A 22,337-nucleotide genomic window follows, 5' to 3' on the forward strand; every position below is an offset into this window, starting at 1 on the left:
GTTCAGCGTGTTCAGCGTGTTCAGCGTGTTCAGCGAGATCATCCGTTGGATCGGACGATGAATTGGCCGAGCCGTTGGTTCGGCGAACCGCATCCACGATGGGGTTCGGGCTATCGCCGACGATCCCATAAATTCGGCGCACGCCCGCCCGCAGAAGTTGGCCGATGGGTTGATCTGCGACTGACCCTCCAGCGCCGCGAGGGACTTCTTAGGGTCCCAACCAACTCCCGCTCGAGCGGAAGGCAGATATGTCGGCGGATGCCTGTAGCGTATTTTCCAAGCGCGGCCACCGTCGGGTGCTGCCGTGTCCCTCAACTAGCACCTGACCGTGTCCCACCTTCCCTTCGAGGAGTCTCATGGAAACCTGGCCCGGCACCGCCTACCCCCTCGGCGCAACCTTTGACGGGAGCGGCACCAACTTCGCCCTGTTCAGTGAGGCGGCCCAACGAGTCGAACTGTGCCTCTTTGATGAAGACGGCGGTGAGACGCGCATCGAGGTACGCGAGTCATCCGCTTATATCTGGCACTGCTATCTTCCGCTCGTGCAGCCGGGCCAGCGCTACGGCTACCGGGTGCATGGCGATTACAACCCCGCAGCGGGCAACCGGCTCAACCCGAGCAAGCTGCTGCTTGACCCCTACGCCAAGGCTACGACCGGGGCCATCGACTGGGATCCGTCGCTGTTCTCCTATGACTTCGACGACCCGGATTCCCCGAACGACGAAGACTCCGCGGCACACATGATGCTCGGCGTGGTCGTCAACCCATTCTTCGACTGGACCGGCGACCGGTCGTTGCGCACGCCATACAGCGAGTCCCTAATCTACGAGGCACACGTCAAGGGACTCACCAAGCTTCAGGAGTCCGTACCGGAGACCCAACGGGGCACCTACGCGGGATTGGCGCATCCTTCGGTCATCGACCATCTGCAGAAATTGGGGGTGACGGCTATCGAACTCATGCCGGTGCACCAGTTCGTGAACGACGGCACCCTCATGGAGCAGGGCCTGAACAATTACTGGGGCTACAACTCGATCGGATTCTTCGCGCCGCACAACGCGTATTCCTCCACCGGTGATCTCGGTCAGCAGGTGCAGGAGTTCAAGGGCATGGTGCGCAGCCTGCACGCCGCCGGAATTGAAGTCATCCTCGACGTGGTCTACAACCACACCGCCGAGGGCAACCAAATGGGGCCTACCCTATCGTTCAAGGGCATCGACAATGAGGCCTACTACCGCCTCATGGATGACGACAAGCGCTACTATATGGACTACACGGGCACCGGCAACACCCTCAATGTTCGGCACCCGCACGTGCTGCAGCTCATCATGGATTCGCTGCGCTACTGGGTGCTCGAGATGCACGTTGACGGCTTTCGGTTCGATCTGGCCTCCGCTCTGGCCCGAGACCTGTACGAAGTTGACAAACTGTCCACCTTCTTCGAGCTTGTGCAGCAGGACCCGATCGTGTCGCAGGTCAAGCTCATCGCCGAGCCGTGGGACGTCGGCCCGGGCGGCTACCAGGTCGGTAATTTCCCCTCCCAGTGGTCGGAATGGAACGGCAAGTACCGCGACACCGTTCGAGACTTCTGGCGGGGAGAGCCCTCCACACTCGGCGAGTTCGCCTCGCGCGTGGCCGGCTCGGCCGACCTGTACGAGCACTCAGGGCGGCGCCCGATGGCCTCGATCAACTTCGTCACGGCGCACGACGGCTTCACCATCGCTGACCTCGTGTCCTACAACGAGAAACACAACGATGCCAACGGCGAAGACAACAACGACGGCGAATCGCACAACCGGTCCTGGAACTCCGGCGTCGAGGGCCCTACTGACGACCCCGAGATTCGCGGGCTGCGCGCCCGCCAGACGCGCAATTTCCTTGCCACCCTGTTGCTGTCGCAGGGGGTTCCGATGCTGTTGCACGGCGACGAACTGGGCCGCACCCAGCTTGGCAATAACAACACCTATGCGCAGGACTCCGAGCTGACCTGGGTGCACTGGGACGAAGCCGACCTGCCACTGATCGAGTTCACGGCGGCGGTCTCCCGCCTGCGCCGCGAGCACCCGACGTTCCGGCGCAGCCGGTTCTTCGACGGACGCCCGGGCAAACGGGTGGCAGGGGAGTCCCTGCCCGACATCGTCTGGCTCAACACCGACGGCGAGCCGATGGCGTCAGAAGACTGGGACGAGAATCTGGCCCGCACGGTGGCCAAGTTTCTCAATGGCAACGGAATCCGCGAACGCGACGTGCGCGGGCAAGAGGTCGTCGACGTCAATTTTCTGCTCCTGTTCAACGCGGATGCCGAGGACGTCGAATTCAAGCTGCCGCCCGATGAGTACGCCCCGGCCTGGGAGATCGTCGTCGACACCGCCGGCGAGGGGGCCGATTCCGTTGCCCGTCCCGCCGGAGCCATTCAAACGGTAGTTGGTCGGTCCCTCGTGGTTCTGCGCGCGTATCACGAACCCGAAGCTGCCCCGGATCATTCGGTGGCCGCGTCACTCGCGGGCAACACCGGGTTGATCTCCCTCCCGGGTCTGACCTAATGCCGCTGAGCACTTATCGGCTGCAGATCACGGCCGGATTCGACCTCGATGCAGCGGCCGAAATCGTGGACTACGTGCGCTCCCTCGGTGCTGGCTGGGTCTACCTGTCGCCGCTGCTGAAGGCCGAACCCGGATCGGATCACGGCTACGACGTGGTCGACCACTCGTTGGTCGACCCGGCCCGTGGCGGTGCGGCGGGGCTCGTCCGGCTTGCAACGGCAGCGCACCAGGCCGGGTGCGGCGTGCTCGTAGACATTGTGCCCAACCATATGGGGGTCGCCAGCCCGGCGCAGAACGCCTGGTGGTGGGACCTGCTGCAGAACGGTCAGCAGTCGCGTTATGCCGAGGCCTTCGACGTCGACTGGGCGTTCGGCAATGGCAAGATTCGCATTCCGGTTCTCGGCGACGATGGTTCGGATGGCCGCACGGAACTCGACCGGCTCGAGATCGTGGGCGGCGAGCTGCATTATTTTGACAATCGATTTCCCCTGGCGGCCGAAAGCAACAATGACGGTGCCAGCCCGGCCGATGTGCACTCCAGGCAACACTACGAGTTGGTGAACTGGCGTCGCGCCGACGCCGAGTTGAACTACCGCCGATTTTTCGCGGTGAACAGCCTCGCTGGTATCCGGGTCGAGGTGCCGTGGGTGTTTGAGGAATCGCACCGCGAGATCGTGCGTTGGGTGCGCGACGGCCTCGTGCAGGGATTGCGGGTCGACCACCCCGACGGGCTCGCCGATCCGGCCGGCTACCTGGAAGCCCTGCGGCGGGCCACCGACGGCTGCTACGTTCTGGTCGAGAAGATCCTGGAAGGGCGCGAAGCGCTGCCGACCAGCTGGGCGACTGCCGGCACCACCGGTTATGACGCCCTCGCCGACGTCGACCGGGTGCTCGTCGATCCGGCCGGCCAGGAGCCCCTCGATGCGCTCGAGGCCAGCCTGCAGGGCGTCGCCACCGACTGGGCCGACCTGGTCTATCGCAACAAGCGCGACGTGACCGACGGCATTCTGCGCTCCGAGGTGCTGCGTATCGCCCGACTCGTGCCGAGCGATACTGGGAATCTGGCACCGACCGCCGAGGCCCTGGCCGACCTGCTGGCCTGGTTTCCGGTCTATCGCTCGTACCTGCCCGTTGGCTCGGAGAATCTGCGCGAGGCGGCCCGCCGCTCGGCTACCCGCCGCCCGGAACTTCAATCCGAGATCGACCGGCTGCTGCCCCTGCTCGGCGACCCGGGGCATCCGGCCGCCGTGCGCTTTCAACAGACCTCGGGCATGGTCATGGCCAAGGGCGTTGAAGATCGGGCTTACTACCGGTTCAGTCGGTTGACCTCGCTCAACGAGGTCGGGGCCGATCCCGACGAGTTCGCCGTGCCGGTGGCTGAGTTTCACAAGCGGCAGCGCACGCGTCAGGCGGGTTTTCCGCACTCGATGACGACGCTGTCGACTCACGACACCAAACGCGGCGAAGACGTGCGGGCGCGCATTGCGGTGCTTGCCGAGATCCCCGCCGAGTGGGCGGAGGCGCTACACCAGCTGCGGGCAGCGCATCCGCTCGACGATGCGCCCTTCGAGAACCTGCTCTGGCAGGCGATCGTGGGTGCCTGGCCGGCCAGCCGGGAGCGGCTCGCCGCTTACGCCCTCAAGGCCGCGCGCGAAGCCGGCACGTCGACCACCTGGACCCAGCCGAACACCGGTTTCGAAGCGGCTCTCGACGAACTCGTCACAGCCGCCGTCGAGTCGGGGCCGACCCGCGATCTCCTCACCGCACTGGTTGACCGGCTGCAGCAGCCCGGGTGGAGCAATTCGCTTTCCCAGAAGCTGCTGCAGCTGACCATGCCGGGCGTCCCAGACGTCTACCAGGGCAGCGAGCTGTGGGAGACCTCGCTCGTCGACCCCGACAATCGTCGCCCGGTCGACTATGCGCTGCGCCGCGAGCTGCTGACCCGTCTGGAAAGCGGATGGCTCCCCCCGGTCGACGAGACCGGCGCCGCCAAGCTGCTGGTCACCTCCAGCGCCCTGCACCTGCGCGGCGACCGGTCAGACCTGTTCACCCGCTACCTGCCCGTACCCGCCTTCGGCCCGGCTGCTGGCCATGTCGTCGCGTTCGACCGCGGCGGAGCGATCACCGTGGCCACGCGGCTGCCGATCGGGTTGCACGAGGCCGGCGGCTGGCGCGACACGACCATTGCCGTGGCCGGTCGCACCATCGTCGATGTGTTCACGCGCCAGCGCTTTGACGGCCCGAGCCTGCGAGTCGCCGATGTGCTGGCCCGGTATCCGGTGGCGTTACTGGTGGCTGCCGACGACCGAGACCGCCCTTCCCACCGCATCGGACGTCACACATGAACGAGCAGAGATTCGAGGTCTGGGCACCCGACGCGCAGACCGTGCAGCTGGTGTTGGGCACGCGAAGGCTGGAACTTACCGCCCGCGATGACGGCTGGTGGGAACTGCCGGCATCCGCTCGACCGGCGGTGCGCGCCGAGAACGACTACGGCTTCATCGTGGACGGGCGCGGGCCGTACGCCGACCCGCGATCACGGCGGCAGCCGGCCGGGGTGCACGCCCCGTCGCGTAGTTTCGATGCGTCCGCGCATGTCTGGCAGGATGCCGACTGGACCGGGAGGCAGCTGGCCGGCGCCGTCATCTACGAGTTACACGTGGGAACCTTCACACCAGAGGGTACGTTCGGGGCGGCCGCGAGCCGGCTCGATCACCTGCAATCGATCGGCGTCGACTTCGTCGAGCTGTTGCCGGTGAATGCCTTCAACGGCACCCACAACTGGGGCTACGACGGTGTGCTCTGGTACGCCGTGCACGAGGGTTATGGCGGTCCGGCCGCGTACCAGGCCTTTGTCGATGCTTGCCACCAGCGTGGCATTGGCGTCATTCAGGATGTCGTTTACAACCACCTCGGCCCGAGCGGCAACTATCTGCCACAGTTCGGTCCCTACCTGAGCGAGGCCGCCGGTAACACCTGGGGGTCCTCGCTCAACCTCGACGGGCCGCACTCCGATCCGGTGCGCCGATACATTCTCGACAACGCACTCATGTGGCTCGGCGACTACCACGTCGACGGCCTGCGCCTCGACGCCGTGCACGCGCTGCGCGACAGCAGCGCCACCCACCTGCTCGAGCAACTCTCCGTCGAGGTCGCCGCACTCAGCGCCGAGACCGGGCGGCCACTCACCTTGATCGCCGAATCCGACCTCAACGATCCGCGCCTCATCACCCCCCGAGAGGCGAACGGCTACGGCCTCGACGCCCAGTGGAGCGACGACTTTCATCACGCCGTGCACGTCGCCCTCACCGGGGAAACCTCAGGGTACTACGCCGACTTCGAGCCGCTCGACGCCCTGGCCAAGGTGCTCACCCACGGGTTTTTTCACGACGGCACTTATTCGAGTTTTCGGGAGCGCACCCACGGTCGCCGGATCGACCGGGAACGGATGCCCACCTGGCGGTTGGTCGTCGCATCCCAGAATCACGACCAGATCGGTAATCGGGCCGTCGGCGACCGGCTCAGCGCCCAACTGGATGTCGGCCAGCTCGCAATTGCCGCGGCGCTGACCCTGCTCGGGCCGTATACGCCAATGCTGTTCATGGGGGAAGAATGGGGGGCGACGACACCCTGGCAGTTCTTCACCTCGCATCCCGAACCCGAACTCGGCACGGCAACGGCCACCGGACGCATCAGCGAGTTTGCCCGCATGGGCTGGAATCCGGCGCTCGTCCCCGACCCGCAGGACCCGGCGACGTTCGAGCGCTCCAAGCTCAATTGGAACGAACTGGCCGAGCCCGAGCACGCTCGACTGCTCGAGTTCTACCGTGCTTTGGCTGCGCTGCGCCGCACCCACCCCAATATCACCGATCCCCGGTTCGACCAGATCGCCGTCGAGTTGGATGCGGCCGAGGGGTGGCTGCGGCTGCACCGTGGCCGCACCAAGATTCTGATCAACCTCGGCGAGCGTTCGGCGCACATCCCGGCCAGCGGGGGAGAGGTCGTGCTGTCCTTCGCCGCCGCTGGCGATGCTGTGCAGGACCGACTGCCTAACGCCCTGCAGCTGGCTCCGCACTCGGTCGTCGTGCTGGCGTGATCTGTTCAAACGACGCGTTGGATCTGGCAAGATGGGGCTGCTGCCTCCAGTCGCAGCACACTCGATGGGGGACCACGCATGGGATCGTTTCTGGCGCCGACCACGGCGGCCGCGCTCGAGCGGGTGCTGACGCTGCAAACGGATACCGCTGGTTCGCCCCTGGATCGGCTGCGCGCCATCCGCTCGCTGCAGACCGCCCTCGAACAGGACCCGGCGACCCTGGCCGCTGTTCGCGGCGCCCTCGCTGCTGACGTGTCGTGGGACCAGATCGCTGATGCGACCGGACTGAAGCCTCCGGCGGCCAAATGGCGTTGGGGCGGCACCGACGACGAGATCAGCGCCCGCCTCGAAGCCGGCCGCAAACGATCCGTGCGGCCAAGCAGTGTGCCGACCGACCTCCCCGGCCTGTCCGTCGCCGAGGCGGCGGCCGAACGCGGTGTGAGCGCCCAGGCGATTTACCTGCAGGTGCGGCGCGGCACCCTGGTCAGCCGCACGGTGACCCTGCCCGACGGCCGCAATTACAAGCGGGTGTTCCCGGCCGGCACGACTGACCCCGATTCCAGCCCCGACCTCAACGGAGACGTTCCACAATGAACAACATTCCCACTACTCTCACGATTGAGCATCGCGCCGACCGGGTGCACGTGCAGCTCGACCGGCCCGACGTGCGCAACGCCATCGACCAGACCATGATCGATGAGCTGCACGCAATTTGCGCTGAACTGGAGCAGCAGCCGCGTATTCTGATTATCAGCGGAGCGAACGGTGTCTTCGCCTCGGGTGCCGACATCGCCCAGCTGCGCGAACGGCGCCGCGACGACGCGCTGCTCGGCATCAACTCCGGGCTGTTCTCCCGCATTGCGAAACTGCCGATGCCGGTGATCGCCGCGATCGACGGCTGGGCGCTCGGCGGCGGCGCCGAACTGGCCTATGCGGCTGACTTTCGCATCGCCTCCACGAGCGCCCGGATCGGCAATCCTGAGACAGCCCTCGGCATTCTGCCCGCTGCCGGTGCGCTTTGGCGACTGGCCGAGCTCGTCGGCGAGCCGGTGGCCAAGGAGATCATCCTGGCCGGACGCATTCTGAGCGCCCCCGAATGCCTTGCCGTGCATCTGGTCACCGAGGTGCACGACCCCGACGACCTGCTCGCTGCCGCCCACGCGCTGGCCGACCGCATCGCCGCGCAGGACCCTCTGGCGACCCGTCTGGCCAAAGAAGTTTTCCACGCTCCGCGGGCGGCGCATCCGCTCGTCGACAACGTTGCTCAGTCGATTCTGTTCGAATCCGAGGCCAAGTTCGCCCGAATGGATGCCTTCCTCGCCCGTCGCAAGCGCTAGACGAAGACCACGGCTAAAGCGGTGACAGTGCCAATAGCGATCGCAGCCCATTCCATGAATACTCCCTCTTTGCGCCCACTATCGCATCGCGAGGCCACTCGCGTGCGGTTGCGACCCACTTGGATGTGGCCACGGCGAATTCAGGAAAGGGCCAGACTCGTTCAGCGCTGGACGCTACGCCAACAGCACTGCTCTGCCACATGAAACACACTTCAACTCACGTGCGGGGACTGTCTCTTAAACGGTGGTTCCGGGCTGGGCGTATTGGCCCGGTGAGTCTGGGCGGGTCGCCAGGTTTGGGACGGGTCCCACAGCAGTGGGCCGAGCACTTGGGGCCGGCCTTTGACCATGCGGATTTTCCACCCGTTTGTGTTGATGGTGTGGTGGTGGAACCAGCACAAGAGTGTTCCGTTTTCGATGTTGGTGGGGCCGCCCTGTTCCCAGGGGAGGACGTGGTGGACTTCGGTCCAGCGGGCGGGGATGGTGCAGCCGGGGATGATGCAGCCGCCGTCGCGGGCGGCGATCGCGGCGCGTTGTTTGGCGGTGAAGCAGCGGATTTTGTCGCCGAGGTAGAGCACGTCGCGGTTCTCACCGAAGAGGACCTGCTGGTAGCCGCCTGCGCAGATGAGTTCTTGCGCCCGGCGAAACGACACGGGTGCTTCGATGCCGTCGATCCAGCCGACGCCGCGGCCCTGGTCGAGGTCGACGGCGTTGATGTGCACCATGACGGTGGGGGCGGCACCGCCCATGGTTGGGGTTTTCGGGTCTCGTGCGGCCGCCTCGAGGATGGCGCGGAGGATGTCGGCGCGTTTCTCACCGGCGGTGCGGCGGTCGCCGTCGAATCGGGGGTCGCCGGTGAATGGGTCGGCGCTGAATGGTTCCGTGCCGAAAGCGGCCGAGCCGGGGATGCTCTCCACCCCGTCGATACCGTCGATACCGTCCAGCTCGGGCTTATTGCGGCTCTCGAGCAGTTCGGTGGGTACGAAGATGGGGCTGCGAGACCGGGACGACAGGAACGTATCGAAGAAGGTGTCCATGATGCCGCGAAGTTCGGGGGTGACGTCGGCGCGCAGCGGGTAGAGCCCGTTGCGGAGCACGCCAAACGTCAACGTGCTCTTCGCCTCCACGACATCGTCGCCCGGGGCGGCGCCGTCGGGGTCGAGCCGCCCCTGCCACTCCATCGCCTGCGCCCGCAGCATGTCGGGAGCGAAGCGGATGCCCGCGCCCGGCAGCCCCGCAGTTTCCGGCGTGATCGCTCCAGTCGCCGACGCGACCAAAGCGCGTTCGACGCGGTCGAGGTCGTCCGGACCAACCCGGCCCTGCAATGCGGTCAGGGCGGTGGCGATGATCTCCGCCGATTCCACCCCGAGGTCGCCGCTGACGAGCCCGTCGGCGATGACCGAGTACCGGGCGGGGACGGGCAGGCCAAGAGGCGTGCGCTCCACCGTGGTCTCGCCGAGCTTCAGGCGACGTTTGGCCTCACGGCCGGAGATGCCGGCGAGCTGGGTGATGAACTCGACCCGGTTGCGGCATCCGTTCTTGTAGGCCAACGAGCCGTTGCCGAGGTCAGTTTCGGCACGCGCACCAATGTCGGTGGTCGACCGCAGCCTTGCCCCATCAACCTTGCGACCCAGCCTCTCCAGGGCTGCCAATACCGCGACCGCCTCGGAGTCGTCGAGCTGACCAAACCGCACCCCGTCCAACGCTCCCGCCAGAATCGCACCGGCCTGGTCAATCACCGCCACCCGAGAACCTTCAGGCTCCGGGATCGAACCGGCTGCTGCTGGCGGGGCGGTGAGGGTCATGGCGTCGGCGCCTCCTTCATCCATAATTATAACCCGAAAAGTACATTAACGCGAGAGAATCTCACTTTATACTGACAAAGGATCGGAAATATTTCTGACTTGTCAAGTGCAACTGCCGATCATGTTGCGCTACGCCCGCTGGGCGATTCCCCGAGGCTGTAACTGGCCGCATAAGCGGGTGAATTGCTACGTCACTCGGCGGAGCAACCATTCACGCGCTTTCGCGAGCTGGAGCTGGCAATCAGGCAGGCCGGAGTAACCGGCCCGTCCGTGATTGGACCGGATGAGTGCGAGGGCGGACGTCTCGGCCCGCACGTGATCGGGGGAGCTCGAAAGTTCCCTGGACCATGATGGTGACGAGTCCGGTCGTGGCCGTTATCGGCGGATTGGTCATGCTGGGCGGGGTCGTCGCCGTGATCGCTCTGCTCGGTGATGACGCGCAAGACTCGTCAACAGCCGTCCTGACCGCCGTGATCCTCGGTGTGATCCTGATGTTCACACTGGGCTTTGTGCAGGTTCGGGTGAGCGTCGACCGACGGGGGCTGCGCGTGGTGTCGCGGCTCCTGGGCATCCGTTTGAAGCAGGTGCCGCTCGATCAGGTGGAATCAGCGTTCGCCGAGACCCTAAGCCCGCTGCGGTCGGGCGGCTGGGGCTACCGCTGACGAGCGGGCGGACGGCCGTGGTGATGAGGGGCGGCCCGGCCCTCGTGGCCAACCTACGTCGCGGCAACCAGTTCGCCGTGACGGTCGACCACCCGGAATCCGCAGCCGCGCTGCTGACGGCACTCGGCGACGGGAACCCGCCCACAATCTGCAGGCTGGGCCTACCTTAGGGAAGTGGGTCCATGATCCATCATGGGCCCACTTTCCGGGCCCGGGCCCAAAGAGACCGGGCCCCGAACAGATAGGCCCCAAAGAGACCGGGCCCCGAACAGGGTCGGCCACGCCAGCAGGATCAGTGAGCGCGGGCGACCTCGTAGCCGCCGCCGGAGTAGATCGTCGTGAAGCCGACTCCGGGATGCAGGGCCTCGGCGACGACCTGCGCAGACGTCCATTCGCCGGGCAGGCCGCCCGTCTGACGGTCGATCACCAGATAGTCGGGGAGCGGATTCTGGTTGCCGAGCCAGTAGACATCCGTTCGTTCCACCAGGTAATTCATCAGCCCGATATCAGATTCGACCCGGGCGCCGTCGGGCACAACGGAGAGGGCGGCCTGCGCGGAAGCGGCGCGATCCGTCGAAAAATTGGCCGACACATTCGTCAGCTTGAACAGCGGCAGCGTCGTCGCGAGCACCAGACCGGCGACGATCGAAACGGATGCCGCCCGCCGCCCGAAACCGCGCAGCCAGCCCCGCCGACTGATGCGCACGAGCACAATGCCATCGAGCGCGGCGGCGAACACGATGGGCATGAGCACGGCGCTGTACTGCCAGGTTGGACCCCAGTAGCCCGAGTTATCGGACAGAAACCGCCAGGCCAGCGTCGGCAGTAGCACGAGGGCGAGCGGCGAGCGCACCGCAATCACGCCGCCGACCACGAGAAGCAGCAGCAGCGTCATCCCCTTCTGCGGCTGCAGCAACGCGGCCGGATCGCTGAGAATAGCGGGCAGGTCGATGCTGCTCGAGTAGGCCCAGGCACCGTTCGGATTGAGCAGCGGCAGAATCACGAGGCTCGCGAGCGCAAACCAGCCGATACCCCAGACGGCGAGCCACACGCCAAACGGATGTCGGCTGCGCACGGCCAGCACGATGCCGAGGGCGGCAACGGTGAGGCCGAGGTCCTCCTTGACGAACACGAGCGGCATCGCCCAGAGCAGGCAGGCCACCCACTTGCGCAGCAGAAACGCGGTCAGCGACAGCGCGAGGAGCGGCACGGCGAACGCGATCTCGTGAAACTGCGCCTCCACCGCGCCCTGCAGGCCCCAGCTGAAGGCGAAAGCCAGCCCGAACAGCGTGCCGGTCACCGGCCCGAGCAATCGCATCGCGCCGTAGGTCAGGGCCGCAGCGGCGAGACCGAACAGCGCATTCTGCACGACCAGCAGCGTGAAGGAGTGCGGAAAGATCGCGAAAATCGGGGCGAGCAGCACCAGGAGCGGATGAAAGTGGTCACCCAGCAGATTGAATCCGTCGCCCTTGAGCGTCACAATTGGAGCCTCGAGCCCGGCATACTGCCGGGCCAGCTGGGTGAAGATTCCGAGGTCCCAGGACGGAGCGGCGAAACTGCGCCACTGCAGCGCCGACAACACGGTGTAGGCAGCGGTCGCCACGAGTCCGACGGCCGCCGGCAGCAGAATGGGCCGCCGCGGGCTTGGCCGAACCGGTCCCACGCGCGATCCCCTCATTCGTCAACGCTAACGCACCGGCAACCGGCACCGCCTTCTGCACCCGCACCAGCTCGGTGCCCGCGTAGCGCCGTCAGAACCGTCAGCACCGTCGCCCCCACCGGTGCCCGCGCCCCGATGGCAGCGACGCGGCGTCCAGACCGGGCCGGTGCGCGCCGCGGCATCCGGGTAACTGAGGTTTTGTCGCAGCACGGGACCTTTGGCACTGTTTCGGGGCCGGGGCGCGGAGCAGACTAAGGGCGTGCAGCCGACAACAACACCTCTGGAGATCGTATGACCATGACTTGCCCCTTCTGCCGGTCCCCAGCCCGGCTCAGCGCGAATCCGGCCCACGCCGAGCGCACCTCGCTCCCGGTCTACCTGCTCAAATGCTCGGGATGCGACCACACGAGTGTGCGCGTCTCTCCGGTTCGCGGCGCGTTCGCGTCCCGCGCCGCCTCGGTCAGCGCCTGAGGTTCTGACTCTCGCTGGGGAATCCGATCCTCAGCGAGCGCAGCCGCACGCTGCCCCCAAATCGTGCTTTCCCGGCCCCTACACCGGCGAGTGGCAAAGATAACACCTTCGCATTCCCCTGCGAAGGTGTTTTCTTTGCGTTCGACCGCCCCGGTGGCTTCGTTCAGGTCGGCAGTACCGTTGCGATCTCCCGCACCCACGCGTCGATACCACCCTCGACCTGCCACACTCGGTCGTAGCCATGGCTATGCAGCTTGGCCAGAACGGCAGCCGAGCGGGCACCCGCCTTGCAGTGCACCACGATATCGCGGTCCCGCGAGAGAGACGAAAGTGCCTCCCCCGAGAGGATTCCGCCCTGCGGAATGAGCAGCGCCCCGGCAATATGCACGATGTCGAATTCCCCGGGTTCCCGCACGTCAATGAGGTCGAAGTCACGCGCGCCGCGCTTCCGGCTTTCGAGCATAGCCGCGAGTTCGTGCACGGAGATCGCGTCGTCGACCTGATTCGATGCGGGCATTGTTTCGCAGAATACGTCGTAATCGATCAACTCTGTGACTGGTTTATTGGCGGGGTCGCGTGCAATGGCGAGTTCGCGCCACGACGCGTCAAACGCGTTGAAGAGCACGACCCGGCCCAGAAGCGTGCGGCCGACTCCGGTGATCAATTTCACGGCTTCGGCGACCATCGTTGAGCCGATCGTTCCGCAGAGCATCCCGAACACTCCGCCTTCTGCGCAGTTGGGCACGGAGCCCGCCGGTGGGGCTTCTGGATACAGGTCGCGGTAGGTGGGGCCGTGCTCATTCCAGAACAGGCTGACCTGCCCGTCGAAACGCAGGATGGATCCCCAGACACAGGGCTTGCCGAGCATCGCGGCGGCATCACTGACCAGATAGCGAGTGGCGAAATTATCGGCACCGTCAACGATCAGGTCGTACTGGGCGAATAAGTCCAGAGCGTTCGCCGAGTCAAGCCAAACATCGTGCCGGTGAATCGACACGAGTGGGTTGAGCTGGGCTACCGCCGCGGCAGCGGACTCAAGTTTCGAGTGACCGAGGTCTGCAACACCGTGGATAATCTGACGCTGCAGGTTGCTCAGGTCCACGGTGTCATTGTCGATAACACCCAGGGTGCCCACCCCCGCAGCCGCCAGGTAGAGCAGTACCGGTGAACCGAGACCGCCGGCGCCAATCACCAGCACCCGCGCATTCTTCAACCGTCGTTGGCCGACAATACCCATTTCGGGAATGAGAATGTGGCGCGAGTACCGCTGGAGTTCCGCGGCAGTTAGCTCGTCGCCCGGTTCGACGAGCGGTGCTAAGAGTGTCACGTCACTCATAGGTCGGGCCTCCCGTTCATCGTCGATGAAGCCAAGGCGAGTTCACGCTTCGGAATCCGGCCAGCCTGGGACGCCAGCCGACCCGCAATTACCGCATGTTTGAAGGCTTCGCCCATGAGTGCCGGGTTCTGCGCGCGCGTCACCGCCGTGGCCAGGAGCACGGCATCGCAGCCCAGCTCCATCGCGAGCGCAGCGTCGGATGCGGTGCCGATTCCAGCATCCAGCACCACGGGAACGCCGGCACGAGAAACGATCAGCTCGATATTGTGCGGATTGAGGATGCCGAGCCCGGTGCCGATCGGAGCCCCAAGTGGCATCACGGCGACGGCACCGAGATGCTCAAGGCGAAGGGCCAGCACGGGATCGTCATTTGTGTAGGCGAAAACCTTGAAGCCGCGCGCGACAAGCTGTTCGGTCGCGTCCAGCAGTTCGACCGCATCGGGAAGGAGGGTGTGCTCATCGGCGATGACCTCGAGTTTGATCCAGTCGGTCTCGAGGGCTTCCCGCGCCAGCTGTGCGGTCAAGACGGCTTCGCGCGCGGTAAAGCAGCCAGCGGTATTGGGCAGTACCCGAATGGAGCGATCGACCAGAAGATCGAACAGCGATCCGGCCGTCGTCACGCTGTGACGCCGCATTGCGACGGTGGTGAGCTCGGTTCCGGAGGCGTGAAGGGCCGCGCCGAGGCCCTCGAGGCTCGGTGCGCCGCCGGTACCCATGATTAGACGTGAATTCAACTGCACGCCGTCGATCACCAGGCTGTCAGTGATTGTGAGTTGTTCGGTTTCCACGGTCAACCTCCCTGAACTGCGGTGACAATTTCAATGTCATCGCCGGCCGTGAGCACGGTGCCCGACCATTGGCTGCGTGGAACGACTTCACGGTTGCGTGCAACTGCCACGCCGAGACCTTGTTTGTCGGTCGCACGGCCATCCGCTGCGATGTGGCGACCGGTGATCTCGGCGACCAGGTCGGTCACGGTGCTGCCGCGCCGAACAATTCGTTCTGTGCCGTTGACGGTGATCGCGCTGGCAGGTATATAAATGGGCCTGGATTCGGTCACGAGCTGACAACTCCTTGTAGGGAAACGGATGCTGACGGTCGGGTTGCAGAGAAACGGTGGGGCCGAAAGCGCTCCCACCGCTGGTCGGCACTTCCCTCGATGAGCTGAAGACAGTAATGGGCAGCTACCGGGGTGAGCAGTACGCCGTGGCGGAAAAATCCGGTGGCGATGATAAGCCCGGGGATGTCGCTGCCTGGTGTTTCCTTACCGGTTCGCGAGACCCGGCCAAGCAGTGGCGCGTTATCGGGCGTTCCTGGACGAGCGCGAGCGGTTACTTCGATCAGCTCGAGCTCCCTGACCGCCGGCAGCAACACCTGGGCGTCACGCAATAGCTGATAGACGCCACCAGCCGACACCGCAGTGGAGCCGTCTTCGCGTTGGGTGGCTCCGATCACGACCGTTCCGTCCGATCGTGGAACCAGATAGACCGGCACGCCGTGCACCAGCCCGCGGAGCGTGCAGGTGAGCAACGGCCGAAGGTGCACCGGCACCCGAAGCCGTAGAATATCGCCGTAAACCGGTCGAAGTGGCATGGTCAGTCGCTCTGGTAGCCCGTTCAACATGGCCGCCGCGAGGCCATTGGCCACAACTACTTCGGCGGCACTGACCGTTCCGCCATCAGCCAGGGCGACACCGGTGACGCGAGATGAGGCATCCGCGGAATCGTCGTGCAATAGCCCCATGGCATTCACCCGGATCAGGGCGTCGTGGCCCCACCGGCGGCTTTTCGCCAGCGTGGCAAGTGCGAGTTGGATGCGCTCGGCGAGCCGGCGCGGGTCGACCTGATGATCCTGCTCCACCATGAAGGCACCGGAAACGTGAGGGCTCAGAAGCGGTTCAAGCACGCGCGCCGCGCGAATGGTCAGCGGGTCGACGGCTAGCCCGTTGGCGAGCTGCACCCCACGCAGGTCGGCCAGCGCTTGCCGGTCGGCCGAATCAGCGCCAACAGTCATGGTGTGAGTTCTCTGATACCCGGTTAGGTGATGCTCGGGCCCCAGTGATTCGATGAACGCCGGATACAGCGCCGAGGAGGCGAGCATGAGCTCGAGCAACACCTCTTCTTGGTAGTGCAATTCGCTCACCGCCGCGAGCATTCCGGCCGCAGCGTACGTTGCGCCGCCGGCGGGGTCCGGATCGATGACGACCACCGTGCGGCCGGAGTGCGCAACAGCCCAGGCAATGCCGAGCCCGATAATGCCACCGCCGATCACGGCGACGTCGACCGTGCGGTTCACGACTCGTTCATTCATGGTGCGCACCGTTTTTCTGCGCTGGCACGGACGCTCGAACTTGGCCCATAGGGTTGGTCGCATGGACCAGACAAAAGCCCGGCTGTATCTCTGCACCGATGCCCGGAAGGATCGTGGCGATTTCGCTGACTTCGTGGCGGCGGCGTTCGCTGGTGGGGTCGACATTATTCAGCTTCGCGACAAAAATATCGACGCCGCCGAGGAGCTCGAATATCTCGAAATTCTGCGCTCGGTTGCCGACCAGCACGCACGACTCTGGGCCGTCAACGATCGGGCGGATATTGGCAGCCTGACGGGCGCTCCGGTATTTCATGTAGGCCAGACAGACCTGCCGGTGGCCTCCGCTCGCACCCTGCTCGGCCCGGCCGCCGTGATCGGCCTGTCCACACACACTACCGAACACGTGGATGCAGCACTGGCCGCGAACGATCTTAACTATTTTTGCGTCGGCCCAGTCTGGGCCACACCGACAAAACCCGGTCGAGCGGCGGTCGGAACGCAGCTTCTGCGTTACGCGGCCGCCCGCAGCGCAGCCACCGACAGCGAGCTGCCATGGTTTGCCATCGGCGGCATCGACCTCAGCAACATCAACCAAGTCGTCGATGCTGGCGCGACTCGAGTGGTTGTGGTGCGCGCGATCACCGACGCCAACGACCCGACGGATGCCGCGCAGCGACTTCTGGCCAGCCTGCCCGCGCTGGGCTGATAACGCACACAGTACCGAGTTTGGCGTGGTCATCTCAGGCCAACACAGAATGCCGAGGGGCGTCGAAGAAGTCGAGCTCAAACCGTGACGAGGTGGCAAACGCCTGGCGCATCGCCGAGCGTTGCGCGGCAGAGGCCGTCGCCGCAGCGGCGTCGGTGAGCGCGATGACTTCCCTCGTGGCCGCGGCGAATTCTTCATCGGCATAGGTCTGGAGCCACGCGGCATATGGATGCACTGCTGTCTCGGTGCGCGCCAGAAAGTCGGTGTGCAGCCGCTCACCGACATCCGCATAGAGCCAAAAACAGGGCAACAGCGCCGCCAGAAGCACCGCATAGTTTCCGCCCTCAGCAAGCCCGAGCAAGTGATCCAGGTAGCCAGCCGTTACCGGGCCGGCCTCGGACGACACGTCCCGTTGCCCCAGCCAGTTTCTGTGCAATTCCAACTCAACGTCGCGGCACCGTCGTGCCGAATCGGCCAGAAACCGCTGTGCGTGTATGCTCGGCGCGATCTCACTGGCGCGCGCAAGAACGCGCGAGTAAGTGGCGAGGTAGAGCGCGTCCTGAGCGAGGTAATACGCAAAATCTCGCTCGGCCAGAACCCCAGTACCGAGATCCTTAATGAACGGCAGATCGAAGATCTGCGTGCGAATCTGCTCGACATCGCGCCACAGTGTCGCACTGAACTTCACCGAATCAGCTGGTGTGGCCGACTCGACCGACGCGCCTGCGAACAGCCGATGAAAGTGATGGATCGGGCCATGGCCCTGACCGACCTCGAGGTCGTCGGCATGGGTCAGAGCATCCTGAAGCCAGTCTTTGACCTCGGCCAGAGACGCAGCCCAGTCCCCGGTTCGCGCCTGTACCGTGGCCATTGCCGAGGAGAGCGAGCATCCGGTGCCGTGGGTATTCTTGGTGGCGATGCGCGGCGAAGCAAACTCGACAACGCTCTGTGCCAGCAGCCCGTGGGTGTTGACCAGGGCGTCAGGGCAGATGGTTTCGTCGAAATGACCCCCCTTCACCAACACAGTTACTCCGGTGCGGGCTGATAGTCGTTTGCCCTGCTCGATGGCCGCAGCCCAGTTTGCCGCTGTGGGTTCTGCGAGCAGAACGGCCAGCTCGGGAACGTTGGGTGTGACGAGATCGGCGAGGGGGATCAGATCACGCAGCGCCTGCTCCGCTTGGGGTTCGAGCAGCCGGTGACCACTCGTTGCCACCATCACCGGGTCGAGCACGACGAGCGGAGGACGGTGGGCATTGAGCCAGGAACGCACCTCGTGAATCACGTCGATTTCGGCGAGCATGCCGATCTTCACGGCATCGATGGTCACGTCATCGCTCACGGCGTTCAATTGCTGGCGCAGAAACGCGACCGGCGGGGTGTGCACCGAGCGCACCCCGCGTGTGTTCTGCGCGACCAGAGCTGTTACTACTGCCATGCCGTACCCGCCGTTGGCCGCGATGCTTTTCAAATCGGCGTGGATGCCGGCACCGCCGGTCGGGTCGGTGCCGGCGATACTGAGAATCCGAGGCGTGGTGCGCGGCGTGATATTCGAGGTCTGATCAGTCATCCGTGACATTCCTTCGCTAGTGCTAACTAGACAGGTTCAACGGGTATTCATCTCAGCTCGCGCATTGTGCGGAGCACCCCGTGTCACTCAGCAGCCTATACGCCAACAAACATCACTCAGTAACCGATGCCAGAATCGTGGGCGTTCAGGACACGCCCCGAGCTCACAGGTCGGCGAGCAGGCTCACCGGGTTTTCAATGCAGCCGGCCACATAGGTGAGAAACCCGGCGGCCGTTCCGCCGTCGCAGACCCGATGGTCGAACACCATGGAGAGTTCTACGACGGTGCGAACCGCGAGTGCGTGTTCGACCACCCACGGCCGCTCGATCATGCGCCCAATGCCGAGAATGGCCGCTTCGGGATGGTTGATGATCGCGGCCGAACCGTCGACGCCGAGCGATCCGAAGTTGTTGAGGGTGAAGGTTCCCCCGGTCAGCGCGCTCGGCGAGAAGGTGCCGTCGGGCGACTGTGCGACCAGCGCGGCGAGGGCATCGCGCAGCTGTCGCGTACTCATCGCGTGGGCACGGTGGATGACGGGAACCATCAGCCCGCGTGAGGTCTGCGCCGCAATGCCGAGGTTGATGGCTCCGTGCTGGAGAATCTCCTGGCTCGCGGTGTCGACCGAGGAATTGAGCACCGGATACCGGCGCAGCCCGGCCACCACGAAGCGCGCGATGAGCGCCGTCACGCTGAACCGCTCATCCGTCGCCGCGAGCAGCTGGTCCCGCGCGGCGAACAGGGCGGTCGCGTCGACGTCGAGCCAGATCGTCGCCTCGGGAATCTCCCGACGCGACGTGGTCAGCCGCTGCGACACGACTTTGCGCAGGCCGGTGATGGGAATGCGAATATCCGCACTCGCCGCGTCGACAGTGCTGGGCGGCGTCGCAATACCCACATCGACTGCCACCTCGACAGCCACATCGACAGCCACGGCCGGAGCGGTGAGCGCGCGAATGTGTTCCTCGACGTCGCTGCGCAGCACCAGACCGTCGTGCCCGCTCCCGGCCAGCGCGCTCGCGTCGAACCCGTTCTCGCGCGCCAGCCGGCGCACGATCGGAGACACGACGGGGGAGTGGCGGATCGGGTCGACCGTGCTGGACGAATCGATGGCTGCAGAAACGGATGCCGCCACCTCGGCGGGGCGCTCGGCCAGCGCAACGGCGACGGGCGGCGTCGATGCAGCCGGTGCCGGGGCATCCGCTGCCCGCGGGGTGCCGAACCGCCCGGCGGCTACCTTGCGCGCCGGCCGGGTGCTTTCGGTCGTGCCGTAGCCGACCAGAACGGCTCCGGAGCCTTCGACCGCCACGACGGTCGCCGCGGCGTCCGGAACGTCGACAACACCGGCTGAAGCGTCATCAGTCGCGTCGGTCACGGTCAGCAGCACCTGCCCGGCATGAATGACCTGGCCGGGCTCGCCGAACAGGCTTGCCACGACGCCGCCGTAGGGCGACGGCAGCTCCACGATCGACTTGGCCGATTCAACCTCGACCACGGCCTGGTCGATGGCGATCGTATCGCCGGGAGCGACCAGCCAGGCCACGATCTCGGCCTCGGTCAGTCCTTCACCGAGGTCGGGCAGCAGAAACTCGCGGCTCATCAGGACCACTCCCAGGTCGACAGCGCGGCGAGGATTCGGTCGGGGGTCGGCAAGAAATACTCCTCGAGCTTGGGTGACGGGTACGGAATGTCGAAGCCGGTGATGCGCAGAATGGGCGCGGCCAGATAGAAGAAGTTGCGCTCGGTCAGGCGAGCGGCCACCTCAGCGCCGTAACCGCCGAACTGGGCGGCCTCGTGCACGATCGCGGCCCGGCCGGTCTTTCGAACTGATGCCCCCACCGTCTCGTCATCAAACGGCGACAGCGTGCGCAGGTCGATGACCTCGATCGAGAGCCCCTCAGCCGCGCCCTGTTCGGCCGTCGCGAGGGCGGTCTTCACAGTCGGACCGTAGGCGATGAGCGTGACATCGCTGCCCTCCCGTAGCACGACGGCCCGGTTCAGCGGCTCGGTCTGCACCGGCAGGGAAAGCTCCGCTTTGTTCCAGTAGCGACTCTTCGGCTCCATGAAAATCACCGGGTCGTCGCTCGCGATGGCGCCCCGCAGCATGGAATAGGCGTCGGCCGGGTTCGACGGGCTCACCACGGTCAGCCCGGGCGTCGCCGTCCAATACGCCTCGGAGGAGTCGGAGTGATGCTCGACGCCGCCGATATCGCCAGCGTAGGGAATGCGAATGACGATCGGCAGCGAAATCTTGCCGCGCGTACGGTTGCGCATCTTCGCCACGTGCGACACTATCTGCTGGAACGCTGGGTAGCTGAACGCGTCGAACTGCATCTCGACCACCGGGCGCAGGCCGTACATCGCCATGCCGATCGCCGTTCCGACGATGCCGGCCTCGGCCAGCGGCGAGTCGCTCACCCGGGTCTCGCCGAATTCGGCGTATAAGCCGTCGGTGACCCGGAACACGCCGCCGAGCGGCCCGACGTCTTCGCCGAACAGCACGACCGTCGGATCGTCGACCATGGCGTCGCGAATGGCCGCGTTGAGGGCGGCGGCCATGGTCAGGTTGTCCGGAGCGCGCACAGCTGTTCCGGTCTCGAGGGTCTGCTGGGGGCTCATCGGGTGCTCTCTTCGTATTCACCAGCGGATGCGTCGGCGTCGCCGTCGAGTTCGGCCGCCAGAAAGGCGCGTTGCTCGGCCAGGGCGGAGCGGGGAGTGGCGTAGACATGCTCGAACAGCTCGAGCGGATCGACCACCGCCTGCTCCGTCATGCACTCGCGGGTCGTCGCTGCGAGCGCCTCCGCGGCCGCAGCGACGGAAGCGCGCTCTTCCTCGGACAACGCCCCCTGGGCAATGAGGTATTTCTCCAGGCGTTCGATCGGGTCGCGGCTGCGCCACAGGTCGACGTCGGCGGTTTTGCGGTAGCGGGTGGGGTCATCCGAGTTGGTGTGCGCCTCGATGCGGTAGGTGAGGCCCTCGATCAGGGTCGGGCCGCCGCCGCTGCGGGCTCGGTTGACCGCCGCCGAGATGACCGCGAACATGGCCGCGACGTCGTTGCCGTCAACGTAGAAGCCGGGCATGCCGTAGCCGATCGCTTTGTCGGCGATGGTGCGGCAGGCCATCTGCTTATCCAGGGGCACGCTGATCGCGAATTGATTGTTCTGCACCACGAAGACGACGGGGGCCTGCCAGACTGCGGCAAAGTTGAACGCCTCGTGAGCGTCACCCTCGCTCGTGGCTCCGTCGCCGAGCAGGGTGAGCGCCACGGTGTCGTCACGTTTGAGCTTGGCCGCGGTGGCGAGGCCCACGGCGTGCAGCGCCTGGGTGGCGAGCGGGGTGGCCTGCGGGGCGATGCGATGCTGTTGATAGTCGTAACCGCTGTGCCAGTCGCCGCGGAACGAGGCGAGAATATCCTTCGGCTCGACGCCGCGGGTGAGCAGCGCGATGCTGTCCCGGTAGGTCGGAAACAGCCAGTCCTGCGGCGAGAGAGCGGCGACGGCGGCGATCTCGCAGGCTTCCTGGCCGAGCGCGGATGGGTAGGTGGCGAGGCGACCTTGCCGGGTGAGGGCGGTGACCTGCACGTCGAACCGGCGGGCCACGACCATCTGCCGGTAGAGGCCGAGCAGCGTCTCGACCGGGGGAAGGACGAATCCGCCGCTCTCGGTGCCCGGAACGGCGTTCCCCGAATCATCGATCAACCGCAGGGGTGGGGGTGCCAGCACGGCCGTCAGCGGCGTGCTCTCGACATTGAGGCTCATGAGCCAATGGTGCGCCCTTTTCGCAGGCCTGGCCGCGCTTTTTCGCAGTTGTGAACGATTGGCCGATCATCCGCCAGACGGCGACCAAT

At 65.6% G+C, this 22,337-nt stretch carries 18 protein-coding genes and 1 riboswitch; of the genes, 8 read left to right on the forward strand and 10 right to left on the reverse strand.

Annotated features, from left to right (window positions below):
• Positions 1-356: 356 nt before the first annotated feature.
• The 5 genes from glgX to E3T41_RS00765 all read left to right on the forward strand — a co-directional run bounded on the left by glgX (position 357) and on the right by E3T41_RS00765 (position 7,976).
• On the forward strand, positions 357-2,543 hold the full coding sequence (gene glgX, locus E3T41_RS00745) for a glycogen debranching protein GlgX (RefSeq protein WP_134476781.1): 2,187 nt from the start codon (positions 357-359) through the stop codon (positions 2,541-2,543).
• The gene (gene treY / locus E3T41_RS00750; RefSeq protein WP_134476783.1) at positions 2,543-4,888 is read left to right on the forward strand and encodes a malto-oligosyltrehalose synthase; all 2,346 of its coding nucleotides are present in this window, start codon (positions 2,543-2,545) and stop codon (positions 4,886-4,888) included. The genes glgX and treY overlap by 1 nt, the downstream gene beginning before the upstream one ends.
• Positions 4,885-6,639 carry a malto-oligosyltrehalose trehalohydrolase gene (treZ, locus tag E3T41_RS00755; protein WP_134476785.1) on the forward strand — a complete coding sequence of 585 codons (1,755 nt, stop codon included), beginning with the start codon at positions 4,885-4,887 and terminating at the stop codon, positions 6,637-6,639. The genes treY and treZ overlap by 4 nt, the downstream gene beginning before the upstream one ends.
• Before the next feature lie 78 nt (positions 6,640-6,717).
• Positions 6,718-7,233: a hypothetical protein gene (locus E3T41_RS00760; RefSeq protein WP_104133126.1), complete on the forward strand. Its 516-nt coding sequence runs from the start codon at positions 6,718-6,720 to the stop codon at positions 7,231-7,233.
• Positions 7,230-7,976 carry an enoyl-CoA hydratase/isomerase family protein gene (locus E3T41_RS00765; RefSeq protein WP_092450750.1) on the forward strand — a complete coding sequence of 249 codons (747 nt, stop codon included), beginning with the start codon at positions 7,230-7,232 and terminating at the stop codon, positions 7,974-7,976. The genes E3T41_RS00760 and E3T41_RS00765 overlap by 4 nt, the downstream gene beginning before the upstream one ends.
• Before the next feature lie 212 nt (positions 7,977-8,188).
• On the opposite strand, the gene E3T41_RS00770 is transcribed toward E3T41_RS00765, so the two are convergent.
• Complete coding sequence (locus E3T41_RS00770) at positions 8,189-9,781, reverse strand: HNH endonuclease signature motif containing protein (RefSeq protein WP_166791467.1); 1,593 nt, start codon at positions 9,779-9,781, stop codon at positions 8,189-8,191.
• 347 nt (positions 9,782-10,128) lie between these two features.
• Between E3T41_RS00770 and E3T41_RS00775 the strand changes: the two genes are divergently transcribed.
• Positions 10,129-10,443, forward strand: a complete 315-nt coding sequence (locus E3T41_RS00775) for a hypothetical protein (protein ID WP_092449170.1) — start codon at positions 10,129-10,131, stop codon at positions 10,441-10,443.
• A gap of 292 nt (positions 10,444-10,735) precedes the next feature.
• On the opposite strand, the gene E3T41_RS00780 is transcribed toward E3T41_RS00775, so the two are convergent.
• Positions 10,736-12,121, reverse strand: coding sequence for a DUF2079 domain-containing protein (locus E3T41_RS00780; RefSeq protein ID WP_134476788.1), 1,386 nt, complete (start codon positions 12,119-12,121; stop codon positions 10,736-10,738).
• Positions 12,122-12,394: 273 nt separating this feature from the next.
• On the opposite strand from E3T41_RS00780, the gene E3T41_RS00785 reads away from it, so the two are divergent.
• Positions 12,395-12,574, forward strand: a complete 180-nt coding sequence (locus tag E3T41_RS00785; RefSeq protein WP_134476790.1) for a hypothetical protein — start codon at positions 12,395-12,397, stop codon at positions 12,572-12,574.
• 163 nt (positions 12,575-12,737) lie between these two features.
• Here the strand turns inward: E3T41_RS00785 and moeB are convergent, their stop codons facing one another.
• From moeB to thiO, 4 genes are read right to left on the reverse strand one after another with little or no spacing between them, the layout of a single operon-like run.
• Positions 12,738-13,910, reverse strand: coding sequence for a molybdopterin-synthase adenylyltransferase MoeB (gene moeB / locus E3T41_RS00790; RefSeq protein WP_092449168.1), 1,173 nt, complete (start codon positions 13,908-13,910; stop codon positions 12,738-12,740).
• Positions 13,907-14,698: a thiazole synthase gene (locus tag E3T41_RS00795; RefSeq protein ID WP_304466175.1), complete on the reverse strand. Its 792-nt coding sequence runs from the start codon at positions 14,696-14,698 to the stop codon at positions 13,907-13,909. Before E3T41_RS00795 ends, moeB begins: the two co-directional genes overlap by 4 nt.
• A gap of 2 nt (positions 14,699-14,700) precedes the next feature.
• Positions 14,701-14,970, reverse strand: coding sequence for a sulfur carrier protein ThiS (thiS, locus tag E3T41_RS00800; RefSeq protein ID WP_233195432.1), 270 nt, complete (start codon positions 14,968-14,970; stop codon positions 14,701-14,703).
• Entirely contained in the window at positions 14,967-16,220 is a 1,254-nt protein-coding gene (gene thiO / locus E3T41_RS00805) for a glycine oxidase ThiO (protein WP_134476792.1), read from the reverse strand. The genes thiS and thiO overlap by 4 nt, the downstream gene beginning before the upstream one ends.
• Before the next feature lie 61 nt (positions 16,221-16,281).
• Between thiO and thiE the strand changes: the two genes are divergently transcribed.
• On the forward strand, positions 16,282-16,926 hold the full coding sequence (gene thiE, locus E3T41_RS00810) for a thiamine phosphate synthase (RefSeq protein ID WP_104133131.1): 645 nt from the start codon (positions 16,282-16,284) through the stop codon (positions 16,924-16,926).
• A gap of 34 nt (positions 16,927-16,960) precedes the next feature.
• On the opposite strand, the gene E3T41_RS00815 is transcribed toward thiE, so the two are convergent.
• The 4 genes from E3T41_RS00815 to pdhA all read right to left on the reverse strand — a co-directional run bounded on the left by E3T41_RS00815 (position 16,961) and on the right by pdhA (position 22,248).
• Entirely contained in the window at positions 16,961-18,502 is a 1,542-nt protein-coding gene (locus tag E3T41_RS00815; protein WP_166791468.1) for a bifunctional hydroxymethylpyrimidine kinase/phosphomethylpyrimidine kinase, read from the reverse strand.
• Positions 18,485-18,584, reverse strand: a riboswitch (TPP riboswitch). Its footprint overlaps the gene before it by 18 nt.
• A gap of 72 nt (positions 18,585-18,656) precedes the next feature.
• Complete coding sequence (locus tag E3T41_RS00820) at positions 18,657-20,090, reverse strand: dihydrolipoamide acetyltransferase family protein (protein ID WP_134476796.1); 1,434 nt, start codon at positions 20,088-20,090, stop codon at positions 18,657-18,659.
• Complete coding sequence (locus E3T41_RS00825; RefSeq protein WP_134476798.1) at positions 20,090-21,109, reverse strand: alpha-ketoacid dehydrogenase subunit beta; 1,020 nt, start codon at positions 21,107-21,109, stop codon at positions 20,090-20,092. The genes E3T41_RS00820 and E3T41_RS00825 overlap by 1 nt, the downstream gene beginning before the upstream one ends.
• On the reverse strand, positions 21,106-22,248 hold the full coding sequence (gene pdhA / locus E3T41_RS00830) for a pyruvate dehydrogenase (acetyl-transferring) E1 component subunit alpha (RefSeq protein WP_134476800.1): 1,143 nt from the start codon (positions 22,246-22,248) through the stop codon (positions 21,106-21,108). Before pdhA ends, E3T41_RS00825 begins: the two co-directional genes overlap by 4 nt.
• Positions 22,249-22,337: the final 89 nt, after the last annotated feature.

The organism is Cryobacterium sp. Hh38 (assembly GCF_004403235.1).
Taxonomy (GTDB): Bacteria; Actinomycetota; Actinomycetes; order Actinomycetales; family Microbacteriaceae; genus Cryobacterium; species Cryobacterium levicorallinum.

Coding starts and splice junctions, on each gene's coding strand:
- glgX (WP_134476781.1), top strand. CDS start 357: ATGGAAACCTGGCCCGGCACCGCCTACCCCCTCGGCGCAACCTTTGAC.
- treY (WP_134476783.1), top strand. CDS start 2,543: ATGCCGCTGAGCACTTATCGGCTGCAGATCACGGCCGGATTCGACCTC.
- treZ (WP_134476785.1), top strand. CDS start 4,885: ATGAACGAGCAGAGATTCGAGGTCTGGGCACCCGACGCGCAGACCGTG.
- E3T41_RS00760 (WP_104133126.1), top strand. CDS start 6,718: ATGGGATCGTTTCTGGCGCCGACCACGGCGGCCGCGCTCGAGCGGGTG.
- E3T41_RS00765 (WP_092450750.1), top strand. CDS start 7,230: ATGAACAACATTCCCACTACTCTCACGATTGAGCATCGCGCCGACCGG.
- E3T41_RS00770 (WP_166791467.1), bottom strand. CDS start 9,781: ATGACCCTCACCGCCCCGCCAGCAGCAGCCGGTTCGATCCCGGAGCCT.
- E3T41_RS00775 (WP_092449170.1), top strand. CDS start 10,129: ATGATGGTGACGAGTCCGGTCGTGGCCGTTATCGGCGGATTGGTCATG.
- E3T41_RS00780 (WP_134476788.1), bottom strand. CDS start 12,121: ATGAGGGGATCGCGCGTGGGACCGGTTCGGCCAAGCCCGCGGCGGCCC.
- E3T41_RS00785 (WP_134476790.1), top strand. CDS start 12,395: ATGACCATGACTTGCCCCTTCTGCCGGTCCCCAGCCCGGCTCAGCGCG.
- moeB (WP_092449168.1), bottom strand. CDS start 13,910: ATGAGTGACGTGACACTCTTAGCACCGCTCGTCGAACCGGGCGACGAG.
- thiO (WP_134476792.1), bottom strand. CDS start 16,220: ATGAATGAACGAGTCGTGAACCGCACGGTCGACGTCGCCGTGATCGGC.
- thiE (WP_104133131.1), top strand. CDS start 16,282: ATGGACCAGACAAAAGCCCGGCTGTATCTCTGCACCGATGCCCGGAAG.
- E3T41_RS00815 (WP_166791468.1), bottom strand. CDS start 18,502: ATGTCACGGATGACTGATCAGACCTCGAATATCACGCCGCGCACCACG.
- E3T41_RS00820 (WP_134476796.1), bottom strand. CDS start 20,090: ATGAGCCGCGAGTTTCTGCTGCCCGACCTCGGTGAAGGACTGACCGAG.
- E3T41_RS00825 (WP_134476798.1), bottom strand. CDS start 21,109: ATGAGCCCCCAGCAGACCCTCGAGACCGGAACAGCTGTGCGCGCTCCG.
- pdhA (WP_134476800.1), bottom strand. CDS start 22,248: ATGAGCCTCAATGTCGAGAGCACGCCGCTGACGGCCGTGCTGGCACCC.